This window comes from Priestia sp. RMT2NF4 (genome assembly GCF_047872835.1).
In the GTDB taxonomy this organism is placed as follows: Bacteria; Bacillota; Bacilli; order Bacillales; family Bacillaceae_H; genus Priestia; species Priestia zanthoxyli.
The window spans coordinates 520009-539329 of sequence record NZ_JBLQZO010000001.1 but is presented as its reverse complement, the minus strand read 5'-3'; the positions used below and the strand labels follow the sequence as shown (position 1 = coordinate 539329).

The window sequence follows — 19321 nt, the reverse complement described above, 5'->3', positions numbered from 1 at the left end:
CGACTTCCTCCTCTTTGCTTTGCATTAAACGATAAGCCACCCGCCGTCTACTAATAAATCACTTCCCGTCATATACGATGCCTCTTTAGACGCTACAAAAGCAATAACATTTGCAATTTCATCTGGTTTACCTACACGTTTTAAAGCTGTATTTTTTTCGATTGCCTTAGTGAAGCGCTCATTTTCAAGTCCAGGCTGTGTTAAAGGTGTTTCTACGAATCCAGGAGACACAGAGTTTACTCTGATTCCGTGAGGTGCTAATTCAAATGCCATTGCTTTTGTAAAGTTGATTAAAGCAGCTTTAGCAGCGCTATAGTGGGGAATTTGCGCACCTGCTTTATGTCCTGAAAGAGAAGCGATGTTAACAATAGAGCGATTTTCTGCTATTTCTTCAGTTAAAAAAGGAATCAAATGTTTTGTTACAAGAAATACGCTTGTTAAATTGACGTCCTGCACCTGTTTCCACTGTTCAAGCGTTGTTTCTTTGATTGTGGAATTAACAGATCCGCCTGCGTTATTAATTAATAAATGAATTTGTCCGTACTTTTCTTTTATAAACTCAGCAAGCTCTTTGACGTCTTCTTCTTTCGTTACGTCAGCTGGGAAAATATCTGTACATTTTCGTTCACACCGTGTGTCAATAGCGGATGCAGCCTGTATTAGTTTTTCTTTCGTTCGCCCGACAAGAATGACGCGAGCGCCTTCTTTCGCCATTCTTTGAGCGGTCGCTTCTCCAATGCCGCTTCCAGCTCCTGTAATAACAGCTATTTGCCCTTCAAAACGCATCATAATACCCCTCCTTATACAACATATCGTCCGCTGTCGATAAATTCACGGGCGATGTCTCGATTGCGCATGAACTCTCCTTCACTTTGCAAATCATTCATCCATTTTCCAAGAATTGTGCGGTACTGTCGGTGTTTTTCATCCGTTAACATCCCGTTTATTAATTGTCGAGCCTGCTTTTCAATTTCAAAGAGCGTTTCACTAACAACTGTTGCTGTGAGCTTGCTTTTTAACGTTTCTTTTTCTTCTCCATTTCTGGTTACAGCTTTTTCCACGCGCAGCACAGATGACTCCATAGCGAATAGCCCAATAGCAATTTCTGCTAGTTTCATCAGCGTTTCTTGTTCTTGCGCTAGATTTGTCTGAAACGTTTGGAATGCTGTTCCTAACAATGCAAGAAATAAATGTCTTGTTGTAATAACAGCCTGCTTTTCTCGTGCTAGAAGTTCATTTGAAGATATTTCCCACTGACCGCTCATCAATTCACTAACGGCATGTTCTACTCGTTTGTTCAGCTCTATTTCTCCTTTGCCTGCTTTTTTTAGAAGCTGAGTTGGAAGCAAAAGGCGGTTGATTTCATTTGTACCTTCAAAAATACGATTGATGCGTGAGTCACGGTATACTTGTTCAATTTTATATTCTTGAATAAATCCTGCTCCGCCATGAAGCTGCAGCGATTCATCGGCAATTAAATCAAGAGTTTCCGATCCATACACTTTACACACTGAACATTCCATTGCAAATTCAGCCAGCTGTTTAGCTACTAACTTATGATTTTCACTTTCATATAGTCCACCAAGCGCCTCTTCTAGTAAACCAGCTGTACGGTACTGGATAGATTCAGATGCAAAAATACGAGCCGCCATTTTTGCTATTTTTTCTTTTGAAGCGTTAAATTCCGCAATAGCTGTTTTAAACTGCTTGCGTTCTTTTGTATAACCTAAAGCAAGTTCAAACGCATATTTCGCTGCGCCCATACATGCAGAACCTAAGTTAAAACGTCCAAGGTTTAAGACGTTCAGCGCAATTAAGTGACCTCTTCCTACTTGTCCAAGTACGTTTTCTACGGGTACTAAACAATCTTCATAAATAACCGGGCGAGTAGACGACCCTTTAATCCCCATTTTCTTTTCTTCTGGCCCGAGAGACAGTCCTTCAAAATCTTTTTCTACAATAAAAGCGGTAAAATGTTCTCCGTCTACTTTTGCATATGTGATGAACGTATCTGAAAAGGCAGCATTGGTAATGTACTGCTTCATTCCATTTAATACATAATGCGTTTTTTCAGGATTTAATACGGCTTTTGTTTGGGCTGCAAGAGCATCAGAACCAGCTTCTGGCTCTGTCAAACAGTAGGCGCCAATATATTCACCGCTTGCCAATTTGGGCAAGTATTTTTCTTTTTGCTTTTTGGTACCAAAATACGTAATAGGAAGTGTCGCAATGCATGTATGATTAGAATGAGCGACTCCATATCCGCTTGTCCGGCCGATGATTTCACCGACGAGTCCTTTGCTTACTTTATCAAGACCTAGTCCTCCATATGCTTCTGGAATACTGTGAGCAAGAAGTCCGAGTTCGCCTGCTTTGTGCATCAATTCTACTACTTTATCAAAATCTTGCTGCTCAATGTCACTGTGGTAAGGGTCGACTTCTTTTTCAATAAACTGCTTTGCTGTCTGAGCGATCATACGATGCTCATCCGTTAAGTCTTCAGGTGTATAGACGTGCTGCGCAGATGTTTTTTTAAGTAAAAATGATCCGCCTTTTGCTTCGGTTTTCATTTCAGACATATCATTTCCTCCCCGTTTACTAGCTTTTTCTTCACTACCTTAGGAACTACAGAATAGACGTTTTTCCGGCTTACAAAGCCAATTTCGTCTAGAAAGCCATACTGAGTGAGCATTTCTCCTACGGCTGAGTGTTTCAATATTTCAATAGATGAATGCTCATAAGCCTTATACAAAAGCAGTGCGGCTTTTGCAGCATCCGTTAAATAAAATGTTTTTAGTTGCAGAAGACAGCTTATAAAGTACCCCGCTCCATATAAATCTTCTAGACAGAAGCGATCGGATGAACCTGAACAAACCAATAAAACAGTTTCATCTTGACTTGGTTGACAAACAGCACTGGCAACCGCTTCTCCGTTTAACAGTGAAGCTGCATAGACATGTTTTGCTTTTTCAGCGTTATGAATGGCCACCGTTCCATTAGTGGTGGATAAAATAACCGTTTTATCTTGAACATGCTGCTTTATCGTGCTGGGGCTTGGATCAAAAAAGCCTTCAATCGTTTTCCCTCTATATTCGCCTACAAGCGCAATTTCGTCAGGCTTATACGTTTTTGCTTTATTGCGCGCTTCTTCTTCGTTTTTTACGGGAATAACCTCTATTGCTCCTTGTTGTAAAGCAGCCGCAATTGTTGAAGTAGCCAATAAGACGTCAAATATAACGACCGTTTTTCCTTCTAGCTTTTTGGCAAGAAGCTCTTCTTTTTTGAGTATTACGTGAACTTTTCTTTTCATATATGCCCGCGTTCTGTATGCAGAGCATGAATAATCAGCGTTTTTACATACTCTCCAAATTGTGAAAACCGTTTGTCATTTGTTTGGCCTTTTTTATAACGGTAATAAATTTGCTGACAAATGACAGCAAGTTTGAAGTACGCAAACTTCAGGTAAAAGTCAATGTGTGACACATCTCGTCCGCTTTTTTTAGCATACGCTTCCACAAAATCTCGACGGGAATAAAAGCTTTTTTGCACAGTAACAGGTGGGTTCCCCAATCCTCTTTTTAAAAGTTCAGGGTCGCTGTCTTCCATCCAATAGCTCATCGCCACTCCCAAATCAGCAAGCGGGTCTCCAACGGTTGTCATTTCCCAGTCAAATAATCCTACAATTTTATTTCCATCCGGTGAAAATAACGTATTGTTAAGCTTATAATCATAGTGAATAATGGTTGAATGCTGTGAAGTGGGGATGTGTGTGGTCAACCATTTCTTTAGTGCTTCTACTTCCGGTATGTCACTTGTTTTTGATTTTTCATAACGATGAATCCAGCCGTGTACTTGACGTTCTAAAAAACCTTCAGGCTTGCTGATTTCTTCAAGGAGCGTACCTTTATAAGGAACGTCATGAAGCTGAACAAGGACATCTACCATTTGTTCTGAAATACGACGGCAAAGTTCGCTAGTTCCTTTCACGTCTTCTGGAAACGCTGTGTCGATGAGAACACCGTGCTTTCGCTCCATTAAAAAAAAGGGTTTCCCGACCACCGTTTCATCTTCACAAAACACATTAGGCCTAGGAGCGAGAGGGAAAGATTTCGATAAAACAGATAAAATCTTGTATTCTCTTTCCATGTCATGCGCTTTTGGCGCAACTGGCCCAAATGGCGGGCGTCTCAACACCGCCTCCCACTCTCCGACTGAAAGAGCGTAGGTTAAATTGGACGCACCCGATCCAAATTGCTTGATTAAAAGAGGCTCTTTAGGTAAATCAGGAATCGAAACACGGAGAAACTGATGCAGTTTTTCCGTGTTTAATTCCTCTCCTTTTCGTACAGGAATGATTTGTGACATTCTTTTACCACCTGCTTTTTTATAGTTAAACAGCTACTTTATAATTCATCAAAAACTGCTTAATGTCCGCTGGAATAGAAATGCTTTTTTGTGCATCAAAATCAAAGTACACGATGACAGCTTCTCCTTTAGCAATCAGCGATCCCGTCTTGCTGTCGGTAATTTCATGGCCAATTGTAAAGCTTTTATTGCCGACATTAGATACAAAGGTTTTAATCGTTAACACTTGATTAAAATATCCTTGCGCAACAAAATCACATTTAGTAGACGCTAAAATATACTCCCACTTTTTTGTATGCATGGATGCTCCCATTTCTTCAAAAAAAGCAATGCGTGCCTCTTCTAAATAAATGAAATAGCTCGTATTGTTAATGTGACCGAGTGCGTCTGTTTCGCAAAAACGCACTTTGACCTGTGTTTCATACATGGTTTTCTCCTCCTTTACTTATGTGAAAAAACAGCGGGACGCTTTTCAATAAATGCTGATACTCCTTCTTTAATATCTTCTGTTTGAAAGACTTCTTCAAACAGCTCTGCCTCAAGTTCAAGACCTTCAGATAGTGTACGATTCATTCCTTCGTTTACCGCTGCCTTAATTCGAGAAAGTGACGGAAGAGAGTGACGGTTAAATTTCTTAGCCAGCTCTTTTGCTTTTTCGAGCCCTTTTCCTTTAGGCGTTACATGATTGGCAAAGCCTGCATGAAGTGCTTCTTCCGCCGAAACAGGACTGCCGGCAAACATCCATTCTTTAGCTTTAGATGCGCCGATTACGCGCGGAAGACGCTGAGTTCCGCCGCCTCCGGGAAACAATCCGAGCTTCACTTCCGGAAGACCGATTTGAGCATGTTCTTCGGCAATGCGTATATCAGCGGTTAGTGAAAGTTCGCACCCTCCCCCAAACGTTAAACCGTTTAACACGACAATTGTTGGTTTTTCAATGTTTTCAAGTTTTTGCAAAACACGATGGGTTTTCATAAACTCTTCTTTAATACCGCTTTGTCCCATTAGCTGTGGAAATTCTTTAATATCAGCTCCAGCCATAAACGCCCGGTCGCCCGCTCCCGTTAAAATGATTGTAATGACATCAGGATCTTTACTAAGCTCTTCATACGTTTCTTCAAGCTGCTGCACAACAGCCTGGCTCATTACATTTAAAGGCGGATTATCAATGGTTACAATAGCTGTTTTCTCTTCTTTTTCAATACGTACAAATTTTTTCATCATTGCTTCACTCCCTGTGTGTGGTATGTGTAAAAACCTTTTCCTGTTTTGCGTCCAAGCTCGCCTTTTTGAACTTTTTCTTCTATGCACGCAGCTGGCTTGTCCTCAGGGTCCCCTGTTTCGCTATAGCGCTGCTGCATCACAAAATATCCGACGTCAATTCCTGAGAGATCCATCAATTCAAAAGGACCGATCGGGTGATTGAGCGCTTTTTTGCAAATCGTATCAATGTCTTCAAAATCTGCGTATCCATTTTCGTAAAGGAAAACGGCTTCTTTTTGCAGCGCTCCTAAAATTCGATTGGCAATAAAACCTGAGATTTCTTTTTTCAGAAGGACTGCTGTGCGATTAATTTGCTTGCAAACTTCCATTGTCGTTTGAGCTGTTTGTTCACTTGTCTTTTCACTCATCACAACTTCTACGCAGTCCATTACAAGAGGAGGAAAAAAGAAATGCATGTTAACGATTTGCTCTGGACGGTTTGTTGCACTTGCAATAAGCGAGTTAACAATTGTTGAACTATTCGATGCTAAAATGGCGTGACTTGGTGCGTACTCATCTATTTCTTTAAAGACGCTTTGTTTTACATCTAACTTTTCTACAACAGCTTCAATCACAAAATCAGCACTTGAAACCGCTTCCTTTAATGTGCTTGTAAAAGACAACCTTTGAAATGCGGCTTCTTTAGCATCAGAGGAAATTTTGCCTTTGTGAACCCACTTGTCTATAATTGCTTCCAGCTTATTTTTCGCCTCGATGAGTGATTGTTCATTCATATCTTGAATAATTGTTTCATATCCTCCAAGTGCACAAAGCATACCAATTTGATGTCCCATTTGTCCTGCGCCAATGACAGCAATACGCTGTATATCTTTACTATTCATGTTATAGCCTCCTTTTAATATAAAAGGAGAGAAAGAGCTTATACTTTCCCACCTTTTACGAGCACTGTCCAGCCTAGCAGCTACTGTGACTGAATACCTTTCATTAACATCTTATAAAAAATAGCCGCAACTTCTCGATCTGACTTTTCACCATCCGGCTGAAACCAAAAATAGCTCCAATTTGTCATTCCTAATATGCCTAGCGTCACGATATCTGAAGGCAAATCTGAACGGAACTGCCCTGCTTCCATTCCTTTTTCAATAATTTCCTGTACGTTTTCTTTAAAACGATCGCGCTTTGGAATGATTTGCTGTAAGTGTTCTTCACTCAAATGACGCATCTCTCGAAAAAACACTTTAGCTCGAAGACCTTCTTTCTCAATATCATGAACAAGTTTAAAAATAATGCTGTGCAGCTTTTCAGGATAAGATATTGTCTTATCTGCAAGAATCGTCTCTTGGTTTTCTATTAATCTTTCAATATATTGAAGGTGAATATCCATTAAAAGCTCTTGCTTGCTTTTAAAATAATAATAAAACGTTCCTTTTGTGACATTTAATTCATTTACAATATCTTGAATAGACGTTTCTTTGAAACCTTTTTGAGCAAAAAGCTGAATGCTTCGTTCCATCATCAAATCTTTCATCGTCAAACCCTCTCTGTCTTTTCTCATTTTCACAAATTATACCATGGCTTAGAGGGAGCTTTTGAAAAAGTTTGTTTATGTTCAGCTTCTTTACATCGTTTCTTTCACCACTTCTTCTCGCAGTGCTCTTCGTAAAATTTTTCCTACATTGGTCTTAGGAAGCTCAGCGCGAAACTCAAAGATTCGCGGAATTTTGTAAGCTGCAAGATGATGTCGACAATAAGAAGTAAGCTCTTCTTCAGAAAGAGATTTTCCTTCTTTCACTACCAAAATCGCTTTAATTGTTTCTCCTCTGTAAGGATGCGGAACGCCAATGACAACGGCTTCTTTAATGTGGCTGTGCTCATATAAAACTTCTTCAATATCTCGAGGATACACATTAAAACCACTCGCAATAATCATATCTTTTTTGCGATCAACAATGGATAAATACCCATCTTCGTCTATCTGTCCAATATCTCCTGTGTACAGCCAGCCGTTTCTAAGCGCGTGAGCTGTTTCTTCAGGCTGATTCCAATAGCCCTTCATAACTTGAGGGCCTTTAATCACTATTTCTCCAAGCTCTCCTCTTGGCAGTTCTTTTGTTCCTGTAGCCACGTCTACAATTTTATAAGCAGTTTGCGGAACGCCAAGTCCGACTGTGCCTGGCTTTCGTTCACAAAACGGCAGGTTGCAATGGGTAACGGGGGACGCTTCTGATAAGCCGTACCCTTCTAACACTTTAGCACCCGTTTTTCGTTCGAACTCTTTCATCAGCTCAACAGGCATTGGCGCACTGCCGCTGTTGCAGATGCGAATACTTTCGATATTGTATTCTTCTGCCCGCGGATGATTGGTAATCGCGACATACATAGTTGGCACTCCAGGAAAAATACTAGGCTGCTCTTTTTTGATTGTATTTAGTACTTCTTCTAAATCAAAACGCGGCAATAGCAATATTTCATTTCCGCAAAGAATTGATAAATGCATACAGGAAGTCATGCCAAATACGTGAAACAATGGAATAACGGTTAAGCATTTTTCTTTTCCCAATTCAATATCATGCTTAAATATTTCGTATGATTGAACTGCGTTTGTGTAAATGTTTGTATGTGTAAGCATCGCACCTTTAGATGGTCCGGTCGTTCCTCCCGTATACTGAAGAACAGCAATATCGTGTGCTGGATGGATGACCGGCTGATTAAATTCATGCTTAATGGTTAGAAAATCTAAGAAGGAAAGGTCTGGTGATGTAGGAACAAAAGGTTTTTGCAAGCTGACGGTTATCGCTTCTTCTATCTCAATACGATTCCTTATCTCTTGAAGTCTCGTATAGAAATCATCGAGTAGAATTATTTTTTTTGCGCCGGAATCGTGTAAAATATGCTCTAGTTCTTGTTCGACAAGCATGGGGTTGACCTGAGTGACAATGCCGCCCGCTGCTACAATGCCAAAATAGCTTATTATATATTGCGGACAATTTGGCAGCATAATTGCTACACGATCTCCTTTTTTAATCCCTTTTTTCTGCAGTGCTCCTGCAAATACGCGAACTGAGTGGTACAGCTCCTGGTACGTTAACGTATGCTGATACATGCGCGTGGCTGTGTGAGCAGGATAACGTTCGGCTGTTTCTTTCAGCATATCAAATAGTGAAATATCTTCGATGTGAATGTCATGAGTGTAGGCTTCTGGATAAGGTGTAAACCATTTTTTAACGTCTTCCATTGAGTAACTCCTTTCTTATTCACATAGCATGAACTCCACCGTCTACTGTCAGAATATCGCCCGTAATATAATTAGACGCTGCAGAAGCAAGAAAAACAGCCGCTCCTTTTAAATCAGCTTCGGAGCCAAAGCGTTTTAAAGGGGTTTGACTTAGAAAATAATCTTTTCCTTGTTCCATAATCGCACCTGACATTTTAGTAGGAAAAAATCCCGGCGCAATTGCATTAACTTGAATATTATGCTGTCCCCATTTGACAGCTAAATCTTTCGTGAACGTAATGACCGCTCCTTTACTCGTGTTGTACCCGATTGTATCCATATACTGAGGGTCCGTTCCTCCAAGACCCGCAATTGAAGCAATGTTAATAATCTTACCAGCTTTTTGTTTAATCATTTCTTTTCCAGCTTCTTGTGACATTAAAAACGTGCCCGTCACATTAATATTCATCACTTTTTGCCATGCTTCAAGAGGCATTTCTTCAGCCGAAGCTCCCCACGTAGCTCCGCTGTTGTTAATTAAAATATCGATGCGTCCAAATGTTTCAATCGTTTGATGCACGACATTTTTAATATCTTCAGGCTGACTGATGTCGCATGCTAAAGCGAGGGTTTTTACGCCTATGGTGGCCAATCGATCAGCCACTTGCTGACATGCTTCTTTTTTTCTTGAGCATAGAACAATATTTGCCCCTGCCTCTGCAAGCCCTTCTGCCATTTGCTCTCCTAATCCTCTGCCTCCTCCGGTAATAATAGCTGTCTTTCCAGTTAAATCAAATAGATCCTTTATGTGCATAGGTTGCCTCCTGTTCTTGATAGGATTTTAGCTCAAGTCTTGCAAGCTGTGCTTTGTGCACTTCGTCTGGACCATCGGCAAGGCGCAAAGTGCGGGCATTTGCCCAAAGTGCCGCAAGCGGCGTGTCTTCTGAAACACCTGCTGCTCCAAATGCTTGAATGGCACGATCAATGACTTTTAAAGCCATAGCAGGAGCTATTACTTTAATCATGGCAATTTCTTTCCGCGCTTTTTTATTTCCAACTGTGTCCATCATATAAGCAGCTTTTAATGTTAATAAGCGAGCTTGCTCAATTTCAATACGCGATTCTGCCACCCATTCTTGAATAACCCCTTGCTGAGAAAGCACCTTATTAAATGTAGAACGACTTTGAATACGCTTACATAATTCTTCGAGCGCTCTTTCAGCTGCTCCTATTAGACGCATGCAGTGATGAATACGTCCAGGCCCTAATCTACCTTGAGCAATAGCAAACCCTTTTCCTTCGCCTAAAAGCATATTGGATGCTGGCACACGCACATTGTCATAATGAATTTCAGCATGTCCATGAGGAGCGTGATCGTATCCAAAGACTGGCAGCATTCGTTCAATTTTAACTCCCGGAGTATTTAATGGAACTAGAATCATAGACTGCTGTTCATATTTAGATGCGTTAAAATCGCTTTTTCCCATGACAATAGCAATTTTGCAGCGAGGATCTCCCGCACCTGAAGACCACCATTTTCTTCCATTGATTACATATTCATCGCCTTCTCTTACAATACTGCACTGAATGTTTGTGGCATCAGAAGAACCTACATCCGGTTCTGTCATAGAAAAGCAGGAGCGAATGTCTCCATTTAACAGAGGCTTTAGCCATTTTTCTTTCTGTTCAGGCGTTCCGTATCGAACCAGCACTTCCATATTGCCAGTGTCAGGAGCTCCGCAGTTAAAAGCTTCTGGTCCAATAATAGAACGGCCCATAATTTCGCAAAGAGGAGCGTATTCTACATTTGTTAGACCTGCTCCGTATTCGCTTTCTGGCAAAAATAAGTTCCATAGCCCAGCTCGCTTTGCTTTTTCTTTTAACTCTTCCATGATTGGAGGAACAGCTGACCATCTAGATGGCTGTTCATTCAGCTGTTGTTCGTATAGCCGTTCATTTGGATAAATATGCTCTTCCATAAAAGAGCTCAATTCTTTTTGCAGCTTCACTACTTTGTCAGAGTAAAAAAAATACACGGTAGTCCCTCGCTTTCATTTACTTACTAACCGGTTGGTATGTTACATATTCATCATAAATGAAGGGAAATAATTCAGCAAGATATTTTTAGAAAAATTCTAAATATTATATTATTTAGAAATAAAAAAAAGAGAGGTTGTAACCTCTCTTTTTACGCGGATGTCATTTCCTCAAATACGGCTGATACTTTTTCAAACTCATCATCATCTTCAATTGAAGACCATTCACCATCATCTTCAATTTTTAAAAAGAAAACATCAATTTCTTCTTCTGTTTCAATTAAAACTTCTTCCACAAACGCAACGGCAATATAATCGTGGCCTTCAATCGTCATTTTTCCAAGCACTTCAATATCTTGCTCTTGATCATTTTCATCTAAAATTGTAAAAATCTCTCCCGTTTCAATACGTTCCATCGTATTCCCTCCTATTTTAACCTCATTATTCGTTCACTAACATGTATTCCCCTTTAGAAAAGGTTTCATGCTTATAAAAGTAGAATCTACTTTTTAAAAGGCAAAAGAATGTCTACGGTAGTTCCTTTTCCAAGTTCACTTACAAAGTTAATTTCTCCTCTATGTTCTCGAATGATCTTATAGCACACCATCAGTCCAAGCCCCGTTCCTTTCTCTTTCGTACTATAAAAAGGTTTTCCTAAATGCTGCATTCGTTCCTGCGTGATGCCTGGCCCCTCGTCGCTAAACCGGACAACAAGGTTCTCCTGATTAAATCTTTTTAGTTGAATCGTTACAGTTCCTCCACTTGGCATAGATTCGACGGCATTTTTAAATATATTGCTAAAGACCTGTTTTAACTGGTTTTCTTCGCATAATACGAGAGGAAGATGAAGATCAATCTCTTTTTTTACGTGAATTTTCTCTGTAATCCCCTGCACCTCAGCTAGCTTTAACGTGTTCTCTAAGATATCTTGGACGTGTTTGTCTTTGTAGGTTTTCGCCTGAGGCTTTGCAAGACTCAAGAACTCGTCGGCAATCAATTCGATTCTATCTAACTCATGATTTATCATTTCTACATAGTAAGGCTGACCGCTCGTTTCTTCTAATAACTGCATAAATCCTTTTACCGCTGTTAGAGGGTTTCTGATTTCGTGAGCGATACCCGCTGCTAACTGTCCGACTAAGGAAAGCTGAGCGGATTCACGCAGCAATTTTTCAGTTTTTTTACGTTCTGTAATATCACGAAACAAAACTTGAATGGCCTGCTTTCCCATATAGGGAATAGGAAAGGCAATGGTTTCGGCATCAATCGTATGACCGTCTTTATGAATAAACTTTTCTTCCTGCAGATCCACAGATTTATTTTCTGTTTTCATTCGATAAATTCGCTGTTTTACAACATCATAGTAATCAGGGTGAACAAACTGATAAACACAAGCTCCTAATACATCTTGAGGATTCTTGTATCCTAGTGCTTTAGCTCCTGCAGGGTTGATATAATCAATTTTACCTTCACTATGAACGATAATTGCTTCCGGGGATAACTCAATCAAACTTCGGTAGCGCTGTTCGCTTTCTTTTAAAGCCGTCTCATCCTGCTTGCGCGATGTTATATCTCGATAGACAAACGCAATGCATAACGGCCAATCATTCATATTTTCAACGCGAAATAGTGTGACGCTTACATTAATTAAATGCCCGTCTTTATGCTGTCTTACCGTCTCAAATTCCGTTTTCGATTCCCCTGATTGAATAGTCTTGTGAAGTTCGCACACGGGCTCCTTTAAAAACGAAGGTATAATCGGAAGAGGCTTTTGATGAATTTCTTCAAACGTCCAGCCAAATGTATTCTCAAACGCAGGGTTCACTTGAAGCGTTTTACCCTCTAAGTCAACGATAGCAACAGCATCTGCGTTATGATAAATAAAAGGTTGAATCTGTTCTTTTTTCTCTTGATAACTAGTTATATTCACGCAATGTCCCATAATTTCAGGCTTTTCTGTGTAAGATAAAGGGGTTAAGTTTACTACATAGCGTTTATCATTTATTTGAAGCTCGTACATAAGCGTTTTCTTTTTATTTAGCGCTTCGAAAAAATGCTCATACGAGACCCATTCTTCTAGAGGTATTTTTTGCTCAGAAACGCTTTCTCCTTGATACATACTGTAAACAAGGTGGTCACCTTTTTGTTTGTAAGCAAATATGATTCCTAGAGCCTCAGCTGAATGATTTTCTGCATGTAATCGGACTATTTTTTTATTTTCGTTCATCGTTCATATTTACCTACCCCTCACTAGCATCTTTCCTAATCGTTCTCATTCTCTTAATTTTACATGAGGCGTTTAAAATTTACTAGATAAAGAAGCAGATATTTTCCATTCATTCACATAAAAAAAGCGCCTGTATAGGCGCTTTTTTATGTGAATAGGAATTACTTTGAATGATTCATTTTATGACAGTGCCGCTTCGGAACAAACCCATTTTTCTCCATATGCTGATAGCGATTTTCCATATGTGAAGAAATGTTTTGACTCTCCGTTTTGCTTAGCACGCCGTACTCCACATATTTTGAAAGTATTTCTTTCTTTTTTTCGAACATTTCTTTGTACAGAACGGATAATTCCTGCTTTTGCTGAGACGTCAGCTGCACGTCTTTTGTTTCTGGCTGAGGATTGTTTTCCGCTAATACAGGCGTCCCGCTCATAAATAAAAAAGCTGCTGCTGCACTTATCATAACCTTTCGCAAACAATCTACTTCCTTTCATCATATAGTAGTTATAGTTTGCGAACTTCTATTTGTTTTCATTCATTCCATTTGCTTAGGACTCAATAGCTCCTCTTACATCATAATCGCTAAGATCAATTTCCATTTCCATTTCAAGTGCTAATTTAGCAAGCTCTGAACCAAGATAAGGACCCGACGTTAAGCCTGAAGCTCCGAGACCATTCGCTACTAGTATTCCTTCGTAAGCTGGAAGAGCCCCGATGACTGGCAAGAAGCCTGGAGTAAATGGTCGAAACCCTACCCTTGTTTCTAAGACTGTGCTTTCTGTTAAGCCAGGAGCAATTAATAAGGCCTTTGAAAAAATTTCATGAAGCCCCCCAGCCGTTACTCTCAAGTCATAACCCGTGTCGTTTTCATGTGTTGCTCCTATGACAATTTGACCTTGTTCAAACGAAAGAATATATTGGTCGCTTGGAGGCATTACAACGGGCCAGTCTTTTGTATCTAAATCAGGAAGATGCAAGTGGACAATTTGCGCTTTTTGAAAGCTTGCTAAAAATTTCACTCCAAGAGGCTCTAGTAATTGATTTGCCCACGCTCCTGCTGTCACGATTGTTGTACTTGCTAGAAGGGTTTGTCCATTTACGGCAACGCCCGTTACTTGATTATTTTCATAAAGTAGTTCTGCGTTTCCTTCTATTATTTTTGCACCGTTTTTCTTCGCTGCATTCACAAGTGCGTTTCGAAGAGCTCTTCCGTTAACGCGAGCGGCTCCACTAATATGAACTGAACTGTATTCTTCCGAAAGAGCCGGAAACAAAGCCTGTGTTTCTTTAGCGGATAAACGTGTAATCTCGCCTATTTCGGGGGCTTCTTCCCGACGCTTATATGCTCGTTCTTCCATTTTTTTAAGCTTTTGTTCATCAGTGTGTAAACTAATTGCTCCTACTCGCTTATATCCCGTATCCGTTTCTCCATCTTCTTCTAATTGCTGAATTAATGTTTGATAGTACTTGGCGCCGCCTTTTGCTAAGCGGTACCATGCTTTATTTCGACGCTGCGAAAGCCATGGACAAACAATTCCTGCTGCTGCATCAGTAGCTTGACCAGCATCCTTGCGATCTATCAATGTCACATCTGCTCCTGCTTTTGCTAAATGATATGCCGTAGAAGCTCCAAGTACCCCAGCTCCAACTACGATGTATGTTTTCATACCAAAACACCCTTTTCTTTCTTCTAGTATTCTCATGCTATATGTATGCAATTTTAGCATAGCAAAAAAAGAAGTCACATACTAGGCGAAGCTATTTTAAGCTTATTTTTAAGCCTTGCTGACTTTGACATATAGCTCCTTTCGTCTCGTAAACAAAAGCGGTAGAAGTTCTTTTACCAAGATTATAACAGGGTGAAGAAAGCCATAAATAGTGGTAGTACGTCTTTAACGCTGTGGCTTACGGCTTTTCTATTATAGGTGCTGAATAAAAAAATGAAAGAATAAAACCACTATAATATGTAAATAAAAAGAAATAACCGTTATTTTAAGGAGAGCGTATGCAATCTTCATTTGTATTATTTTTTATCATTCTTGGTTTACTATTTGGCAAGTGGCGAAGGTATCAAGAATACTACCCTACTTTGCTGTTTTGGGTCACGGGGAATTTGCTTTATGAAGTGCTGCTGTTTCATCACCGCGTATGGGTATTTCACCCTGTTGGTATTGATCATCTTTTTCTACCCGATCACCTAATGGTTTCTCTTGGAATAACCTTAATTATTTATCCGTTTGTTATACCGGTTTTTTTAGGAAGGCTGCCGCTGCATGTAAGCGGCCGGCTGTGGTGGATTCTTTTATGGGCGCTTTTATTTACTGTGATTGAGTTCATTGCTTATGTTAATCACAGTATCACTCATCATTATGGATGGTCGCTGCTATGTTCTTTTCTCTTCAATATTGTCACGTTCTCACTTTTAATCATTCATCAGAAGACAGCGCTGGCTGCTTGGATTCTATCTGGAAGCTTCATAGCTTTTTTATTTATCTTCTTTGATATTCCTATGCCTTAACTTTTCATTGACTAGACAGAGGAAAAGGAAATATAATAGGAGTTACATTTAAATATAATTTTCCTCTCTGAGAATAGAGGTGCATGAAATCAAGAGTCACTTATTGGAGACTAATGGAGTCTGTGAAGATAAGTAAAAGGGATTTCGTGCCGAAGTATATAAACATCCATTGTGTTCATATACTGGTTCAGTATTGAATAAATGCTGAGCTGTCACAAACCACTTGGTTTGTGGAGAGCTATTGAAGAGATGTTGATGCCTAGAATGTAATAATACTTTATTATTATGAAACCAAGACGCGTGAACATCACTTCACGGGTCTTTTTTGTGTTTTTCTACTGACCATCAAAGTTATAGTTGAATGATTTAAATGGAGGGATACGGATTATGTACTTACATGGAACGAGTAAAATTAACAGCAGCAATCATTTAGAAATTGGGCAGTGCGATACGGTCGAACTGAAAAAACAATACGGCACTCCCCTATACATCTACGATCAAGAATTAATTGAGACGAAATGCAAGGCCTTCCATTCAGCCTTTCAAAGAAGCGGATTTTCATATCAAATCGCCTATGCAGGGAAAGCGTTTCTTTGTATGGAAATGGCTAGCCTTTTAACGAAGCTTGATATGTCATTAGATGTGGTCTCAGGAGGCGAATTATTTACAGCTCTTGAAGCGGGATATCCAGCTGAACGCATTCATTTTCACGGAAATAACAAAACGATTGAAGAAATTGAAATGGCTCTTGATGCGAATATTGGCTGTTTTGTTGTGGATAACTTTACCGAACTTGAAGTTTTACATGCCTTAGCAGCTGAGCGCAAACAGAAAGCATCTATTCTTCTGCGTGTTACTCCAGGGATTGAAGCCCACACACATGAGTATATTATGACCGGACAGGAAGACTCCAAGTTTGGATTTGGTCTTTCCAATGACCAGGCTATGAAAGCGGTAAGTTCTGCATTAGAAAAGCCTTACTACGATCTTTTAGGCATTCATTGTCATATTGGTTCGCAAATTTTTGAAGTAGATGGTTTTTCTCGCGCCATTGATATTTTAACTGATTTCTTATTCAGTATTCGTGATAAAATGGAATTTGAAGTAAAAGTTTTAAACGTAGGTGGTGGTTTTGGTATTCGTTATACCGAAAGCGACTCTCCACTTCCAGTTGAGTATTATGTAGATGCACTGACAGAAAAGCTAAGCCGCACGTTAACTGAACAGAATTATACCCTTCCGGAAGTCTGGATTGAGCCTGGAAGAAGCATCGTAGGAGAAGCAGGTACAACGCTTTATACAATCGGCTCAACGAAGGAGATTCCAGGTGTACGCAAATACGTAGGAATTGATGGCGGTATGACCGATAATATCCGTCCTGCTCTTTACGATGCAAAACATGAAGCTGTCTTGGCTAATAGAGTGACGGATAAAAAAGATGAAACAGTATCAATTGCGGGGAAATGCTGTGAATCAGGAGATATGCTTATTTGGGATATCGATTTACCGCGCGTTAATCAAGGAGATTTACTAGCAGTATCCTCTACAGGTGCCTACAACTATTCAATGGCTAGCAATTACAACCGTATTCCGCGCCCTGCTGTTGTATTTGTGAAAAATGGAGAAGCTCGTCTTGCTGTAGAGCGAGAAACATACGAAGATTTGGTGCGTAAAGATGTAAAGCCAGTCGTTACTACGTATGCAATGAGCAAATGATAGCTGTTCTTGCGTAGTAAAGAAGCTATTGTTGTTTGGAGGAAATCTATATGGTTTTAAGTGTATTTAAAACGTACAGATCATCGCTTATTCTGCTTCTCGCTATTTTAATTGGCGGGATAGCAGGATATGCTATCGGGCCCGATGTGGCAGTCGTAAAGCCCTTTGGTGATTTGTTTCTTAATTTAATGTTCATGATTATCGTTCCCCTTGTCTTTTTTAGTGTGGCTTCGGCGATCGCAAACATGAACGAAATGAAACGTCTTGGTAAAATTATGCTAGGTATCGCCGTTGTGTTTGTCGCCACTGCTGCTGTTTCAGCCGTTCTAGGCTTTTTAGGCGCATCACTTTACAATCCGCTGCACAACGTAGATACTTCTGCAATTAAAGAATTAATGGGTGACAGTGAAAATACAGCTGAAAAAATGACGCTTTTAAATCAGCTTGTTAGTACATTTACTGTACCTGATTTTGTTCAGTTATTTTCGAAAGAGCATATTTTACAATTAATTGTCTTTGCCGTTATCTTCGGTATTGCTACCACGATGGCTGGTGAAAAAGGACAGCCTATGGCGAAATTTCTGACTTCGGGTCAAGAAGTATCGATGAAAGTCGTTAAAATTGTCATGTACTATGCTCCAATTGGTTTAGGGTGCTATTTTGCTACTATAGTAGGAGAACTTGGACCAAAGATCTTGCAAGGGTATGCTAGAGCATTTATTCTTTATTTATTAATTGCAATCGTTTACTATTTTGGCTTCTTTACGCTATACGCATGGATTGCTGGCGGTAAAGCAGGAATTAAGCTGTTTTGGAAAAATGCAGCTGCTCCTTCTATCACTGCTATTGCTACCTGTTCTTCCGCGGCATCTATTCCAGTCAATTTAGACGCAACAAAGAAAATGGGTGTGCCGCTGGATATTGCTGAAACAGTGATTCCATTAGGAGCAAACACCCATAAAGATGGTTCTGTTATCGGTGGTATTCTAAAAATTGTTTTCTTATTCAGTTTGTTCGGCAAAGATATGACGTCTGCTACGAGTATTTTGAGCATATTAGGCGTAGCCTTTTTAGTTGGAGCCGTAATGGGAGCAATTCCTGGAGGCGGTATGATTGGCGAAATGTTAATCATTACAATTTACGGATTTTCGCCAGAAGTTCTGCCCATCATTGCGGTCATTTCCACAATTATTGACGCCCCTGCTACGCTCTTAAACAGTACGGGAAATACAGTAACAGCGATGCTTGTTACAAGGTTTACAGAAGGAAAAGACTGGATTAACAAAATTATCACCACCGATAAAGTCGCCTAGTAAAAAAGCAAAGGGAACAGTCTTAGTGACTCTCCCTTTGCTTTTTTCGTGTGCAGTAATATCGATAGCCGTGTATAAAGTTTGTAAATACGCACATTCTATAGGTATGTTTCATAACCGGACTGGAGGTGTCGTCTAATGAGTAACGCTGCAGGAGGTTCAAAGAAGAATCAACCGAATGATGCGAATCACGTAAGTGCAGAAACAAAAGCTCATCAAAAACGTCTCACTGAGCAAAACAAACAAGAGCATCAAGCTGAAGAGCGAAAATAAAATGACGTCAAAGAACGTTTGGCACAGGCCCTGCGTTCTTTGACGTCATTTTATTTTGAGAGAGCTTAATGACGACGCTCTTTATAGGTCTATCGTACAACCTCCTTTCAAACTTTTACATATTCTATTAATAGGTTTGTAAAAGGAGGAATGATATGGTGTTTTCTTGGATAGAGATTACAGCTGCAGCCTTTGGGCTTTCAGTTATTTTGATAAGTTTTGCATTTTTGCCCGAACGTACAGGCAAAAATCTTTATATTCCTCATCAGCTAGTAGCAAAATCTATGTTTCTCTATAAAAAGATTATTGGTTTTATAAATCAATTTCGACAGAAACTTTAGTTCATTTCCTTTCCTCGTTTTTATTCATTGGATAGCTCCCTTTTTTAATCAGCGCATTTACAGTAAATAATTTAATGGTTAAAATAAAGAGTA

20 protein-coding genes and 1 riboswitch are annotated in these 19321 nt (G+C 39.8%); of the genes, 5 read left to right on the top strand and 15 right to left on the bottom strand.

What is annotated here, in order from left to right:
- Positions 1-24: 24 nt before the first annotated feature.
- The 15 genes from ACMX9J_RS02680 to ACMX9J_RS02610 form a co-directional block, all read right to left on the bottom strand.
- Positions 25-786, bottom strand: coding sequence for an SDR family NAD(P)-dependent oxidoreductase (locus ACMX9J_RS02680; RefSeq protein ID WP_048021471.1), 762 nt, complete (start codon positions 784-786; stop codon positions 25-27).
- 14 nt (positions 787-800) lie between these two features.
- A complete protein-coding gene (locus ACMX9J_RS02675; protein WP_325076844.1) occupies positions 801-2579 on the bottom strand; it encodes an acyl-CoA dehydrogenase family protein in 1779 nt (592 codons plus the stop codon).
- A complete protein-coding gene (locus tag ACMX9J_RS02670; protein ID WP_311264512.1) occupies positions 2567-3310 on the bottom strand; it encodes a 2-phosphosulfolactate phosphatase in 744 nt (247 codons plus the stop codon). The genes ACMX9J_RS02675 and ACMX9J_RS02670 overlap by 13 nt, the downstream gene beginning before the upstream one ends.
- Complete coding sequence (locus tag ACMX9J_RS02665; RefSeq protein WP_182029628.1) at positions 3307-4365, bottom strand: phosphotransferase family protein; 1059 nt, start codon at positions 4363-4365, stop codon at positions 3307-3309. Before ACMX9J_RS02665 ends, ACMX9J_RS02670 begins: the two co-directional genes overlap by 4 nt.
- Positions 4366-4390: 25 nt before the next feature.
- Positions 4391-4792, bottom strand: a complete 402-nt coding sequence (locus tag ACMX9J_RS02660; RefSeq protein ID WP_048020916.1) for an acyl-CoA thioesterase — start codon at positions 4790-4792, stop codon at positions 4391-4393.
- Positions 4793-4806: 14 nt separating this feature from the next.
- Positions 4807-5589, bottom strand: a complete 783-nt coding sequence (locus tag ACMX9J_RS02655) for an enoyl-CoA hydratase (protein ID WP_028413346.1) — start codon at positions 5587-5589, stop codon at positions 4807-4809.
- A complete protein-coding gene (locus ACMX9J_RS02650; protein WP_033578977.1) occupies positions 5586-6470 on the bottom strand; it encodes a 3-hydroxyacyl-CoA dehydrogenase family protein in 885 nt (294 codons plus the stop codon). The genes ACMX9J_RS02655 and ACMX9J_RS02650 overlap by 4 nt, the downstream gene beginning before the upstream one ends.
- A gap of 80 nt (positions 6471-6550) precedes the next feature.
- Positions 6551-7117, bottom strand: a complete 567-nt coding sequence (locus tag ACMX9J_RS02645) for a TetR/AcrR family transcriptional regulator (protein WP_028413348.1) — start codon at positions 7115-7117, stop codon at positions 6551-6553.
- A gap of 90 nt (positions 7118-7207) precedes the next feature.
- The gene (locus ACMX9J_RS02640) at positions 7208-8824 is read right to left on the bottom strand and encodes a long-chain-fatty-acid--CoA ligase (RefSeq protein ID WP_182029626.1); all 1617 of its coding nucleotides are present in this window, start codon (positions 8822-8824) and stop codon (positions 7208-7210) included.
- Between the two features lie 19 nt (positions 8825-8843).
- Positions 8844-9617 carry an SDR family oxidoreductase gene (locus tag ACMX9J_RS02635; RefSeq protein ID WP_416225383.1) on the bottom strand — a complete coding sequence of 258 codons (774 nt, stop codon included), beginning with the start codon at positions 9615-9617 and terminating at the stop codon, positions 8844-8846.
- Positions 9595-10839, bottom strand: a complete 1245-nt coding sequence (locus ACMX9J_RS02630) for an acyl-CoA dehydrogenase (protein WP_328171572.1) — start codon at positions 10837-10839, stop codon at positions 9595-9597. The genes ACMX9J_RS02635 and ACMX9J_RS02630 overlap by 23 nt, the downstream gene beginning before the upstream one ends.
- Before the next feature lie 152 nt (positions 10840-10991).
- Entirely contained in the window at positions 10992-11255 is a 264-nt protein-coding gene (locus ACMX9J_RS02625; RefSeq protein WP_013057050.1) for a DUF1292 domain-containing protein, read from the bottom strand.
- Between the two features lie 86 nt (positions 11256-11341).
- Complete coding sequence (locus tag ACMX9J_RS02620) at positions 11342-13066, bottom strand: PAS domain S-box protein (protein ID WP_033578973.1); 1725 nt, start codon at positions 13064-13066, stop codon at positions 11342-11344.
- 161 nt (positions 13067-13227) lie between these two features.
- Positions 13228-13542 carry a YckD family protein gene (locus ACMX9J_RS02615; protein ID WP_047750976.1) on the bottom strand — a complete coding sequence of 105 codons (315 nt, stop codon included), beginning with the start codon at positions 13540-13542 and terminating at the stop codon, positions 13228-13230.
- Between the two features lie 73 nt (positions 13543-13615).
- Positions 13616-14734, bottom strand: coding sequence for an NAD(P)/FAD-dependent oxidoreductase (locus ACMX9J_RS02610; RefSeq protein WP_033578972.1), 1119 nt, complete (start codon positions 14732-14734; stop codon positions 13616-13618).
- Between the two features lie 338 nt (positions 14735-15072).
- Between ACMX9J_RS02610 and ACMX9J_RS02605 the strand changes: the two genes are divergently transcribed.
- The 5 genes from ACMX9J_RS02605 (at position 15073) to ACMX9J_RS02585 (ending at position 19228) form a co-directional block, all read left to right on the top strand.
- Positions 15073-15585, top strand: a complete 513-nt coding sequence (locus ACMX9J_RS02605) for a CBO0543 family protein (protein WP_028413355.1) — start codon at positions 15073-15075, stop codon at positions 15583-15585.
- A gap of 66 nt (positions 15586-15651) precedes the next feature.
- A riboswitch (Lysine riboswitch) is annotated at positions 15652-15834 on the top strand.
- A 138-nt stretch (positions 15835-15972) separates the two neighbouring features.
- A complete protein-coding gene (lysA, locus tag ACMX9J_RS02600) occupies positions 15973-17301 on the top strand; it encodes a diaminopimelate decarboxylase (RefSeq protein WP_014460106.1) in 1329 nt (442 codons plus the stop codon).
- Between the two features lie 50 nt (positions 17302-17351).
- Positions 17352-18614 carry a dicarboxylate/amino acid:cation symporter gene (locus ACMX9J_RS02595; RefSeq protein WP_416225382.1) on the top strand — a complete coding sequence of 421 codons (1263 nt, stop codon included), beginning with the start codon at positions 17352-17354 and terminating at the stop codon, positions 18612-18614.
- Positions 18615-18752: 138 nt separating this feature from the next.
- A complete protein-coding gene (locus ACMX9J_RS02590) occupies positions 18753-18887 on the top strand; it encodes a hypothetical protein (protein ID WP_013057043.1) in 135 nt (44 codons plus the stop codon).
- 155 nt (positions 18888-19042) lie between these two features.
- On the top strand, positions 19043-19228 hold the full coding sequence (locus ACMX9J_RS02585; RefSeq protein WP_028413357.1) for a hypothetical protein: 186 nt from the start codon (positions 19043-19045) through the stop codon (positions 19226-19228).
- Positions 19229-19321: the final 93 nt, after the last annotated feature.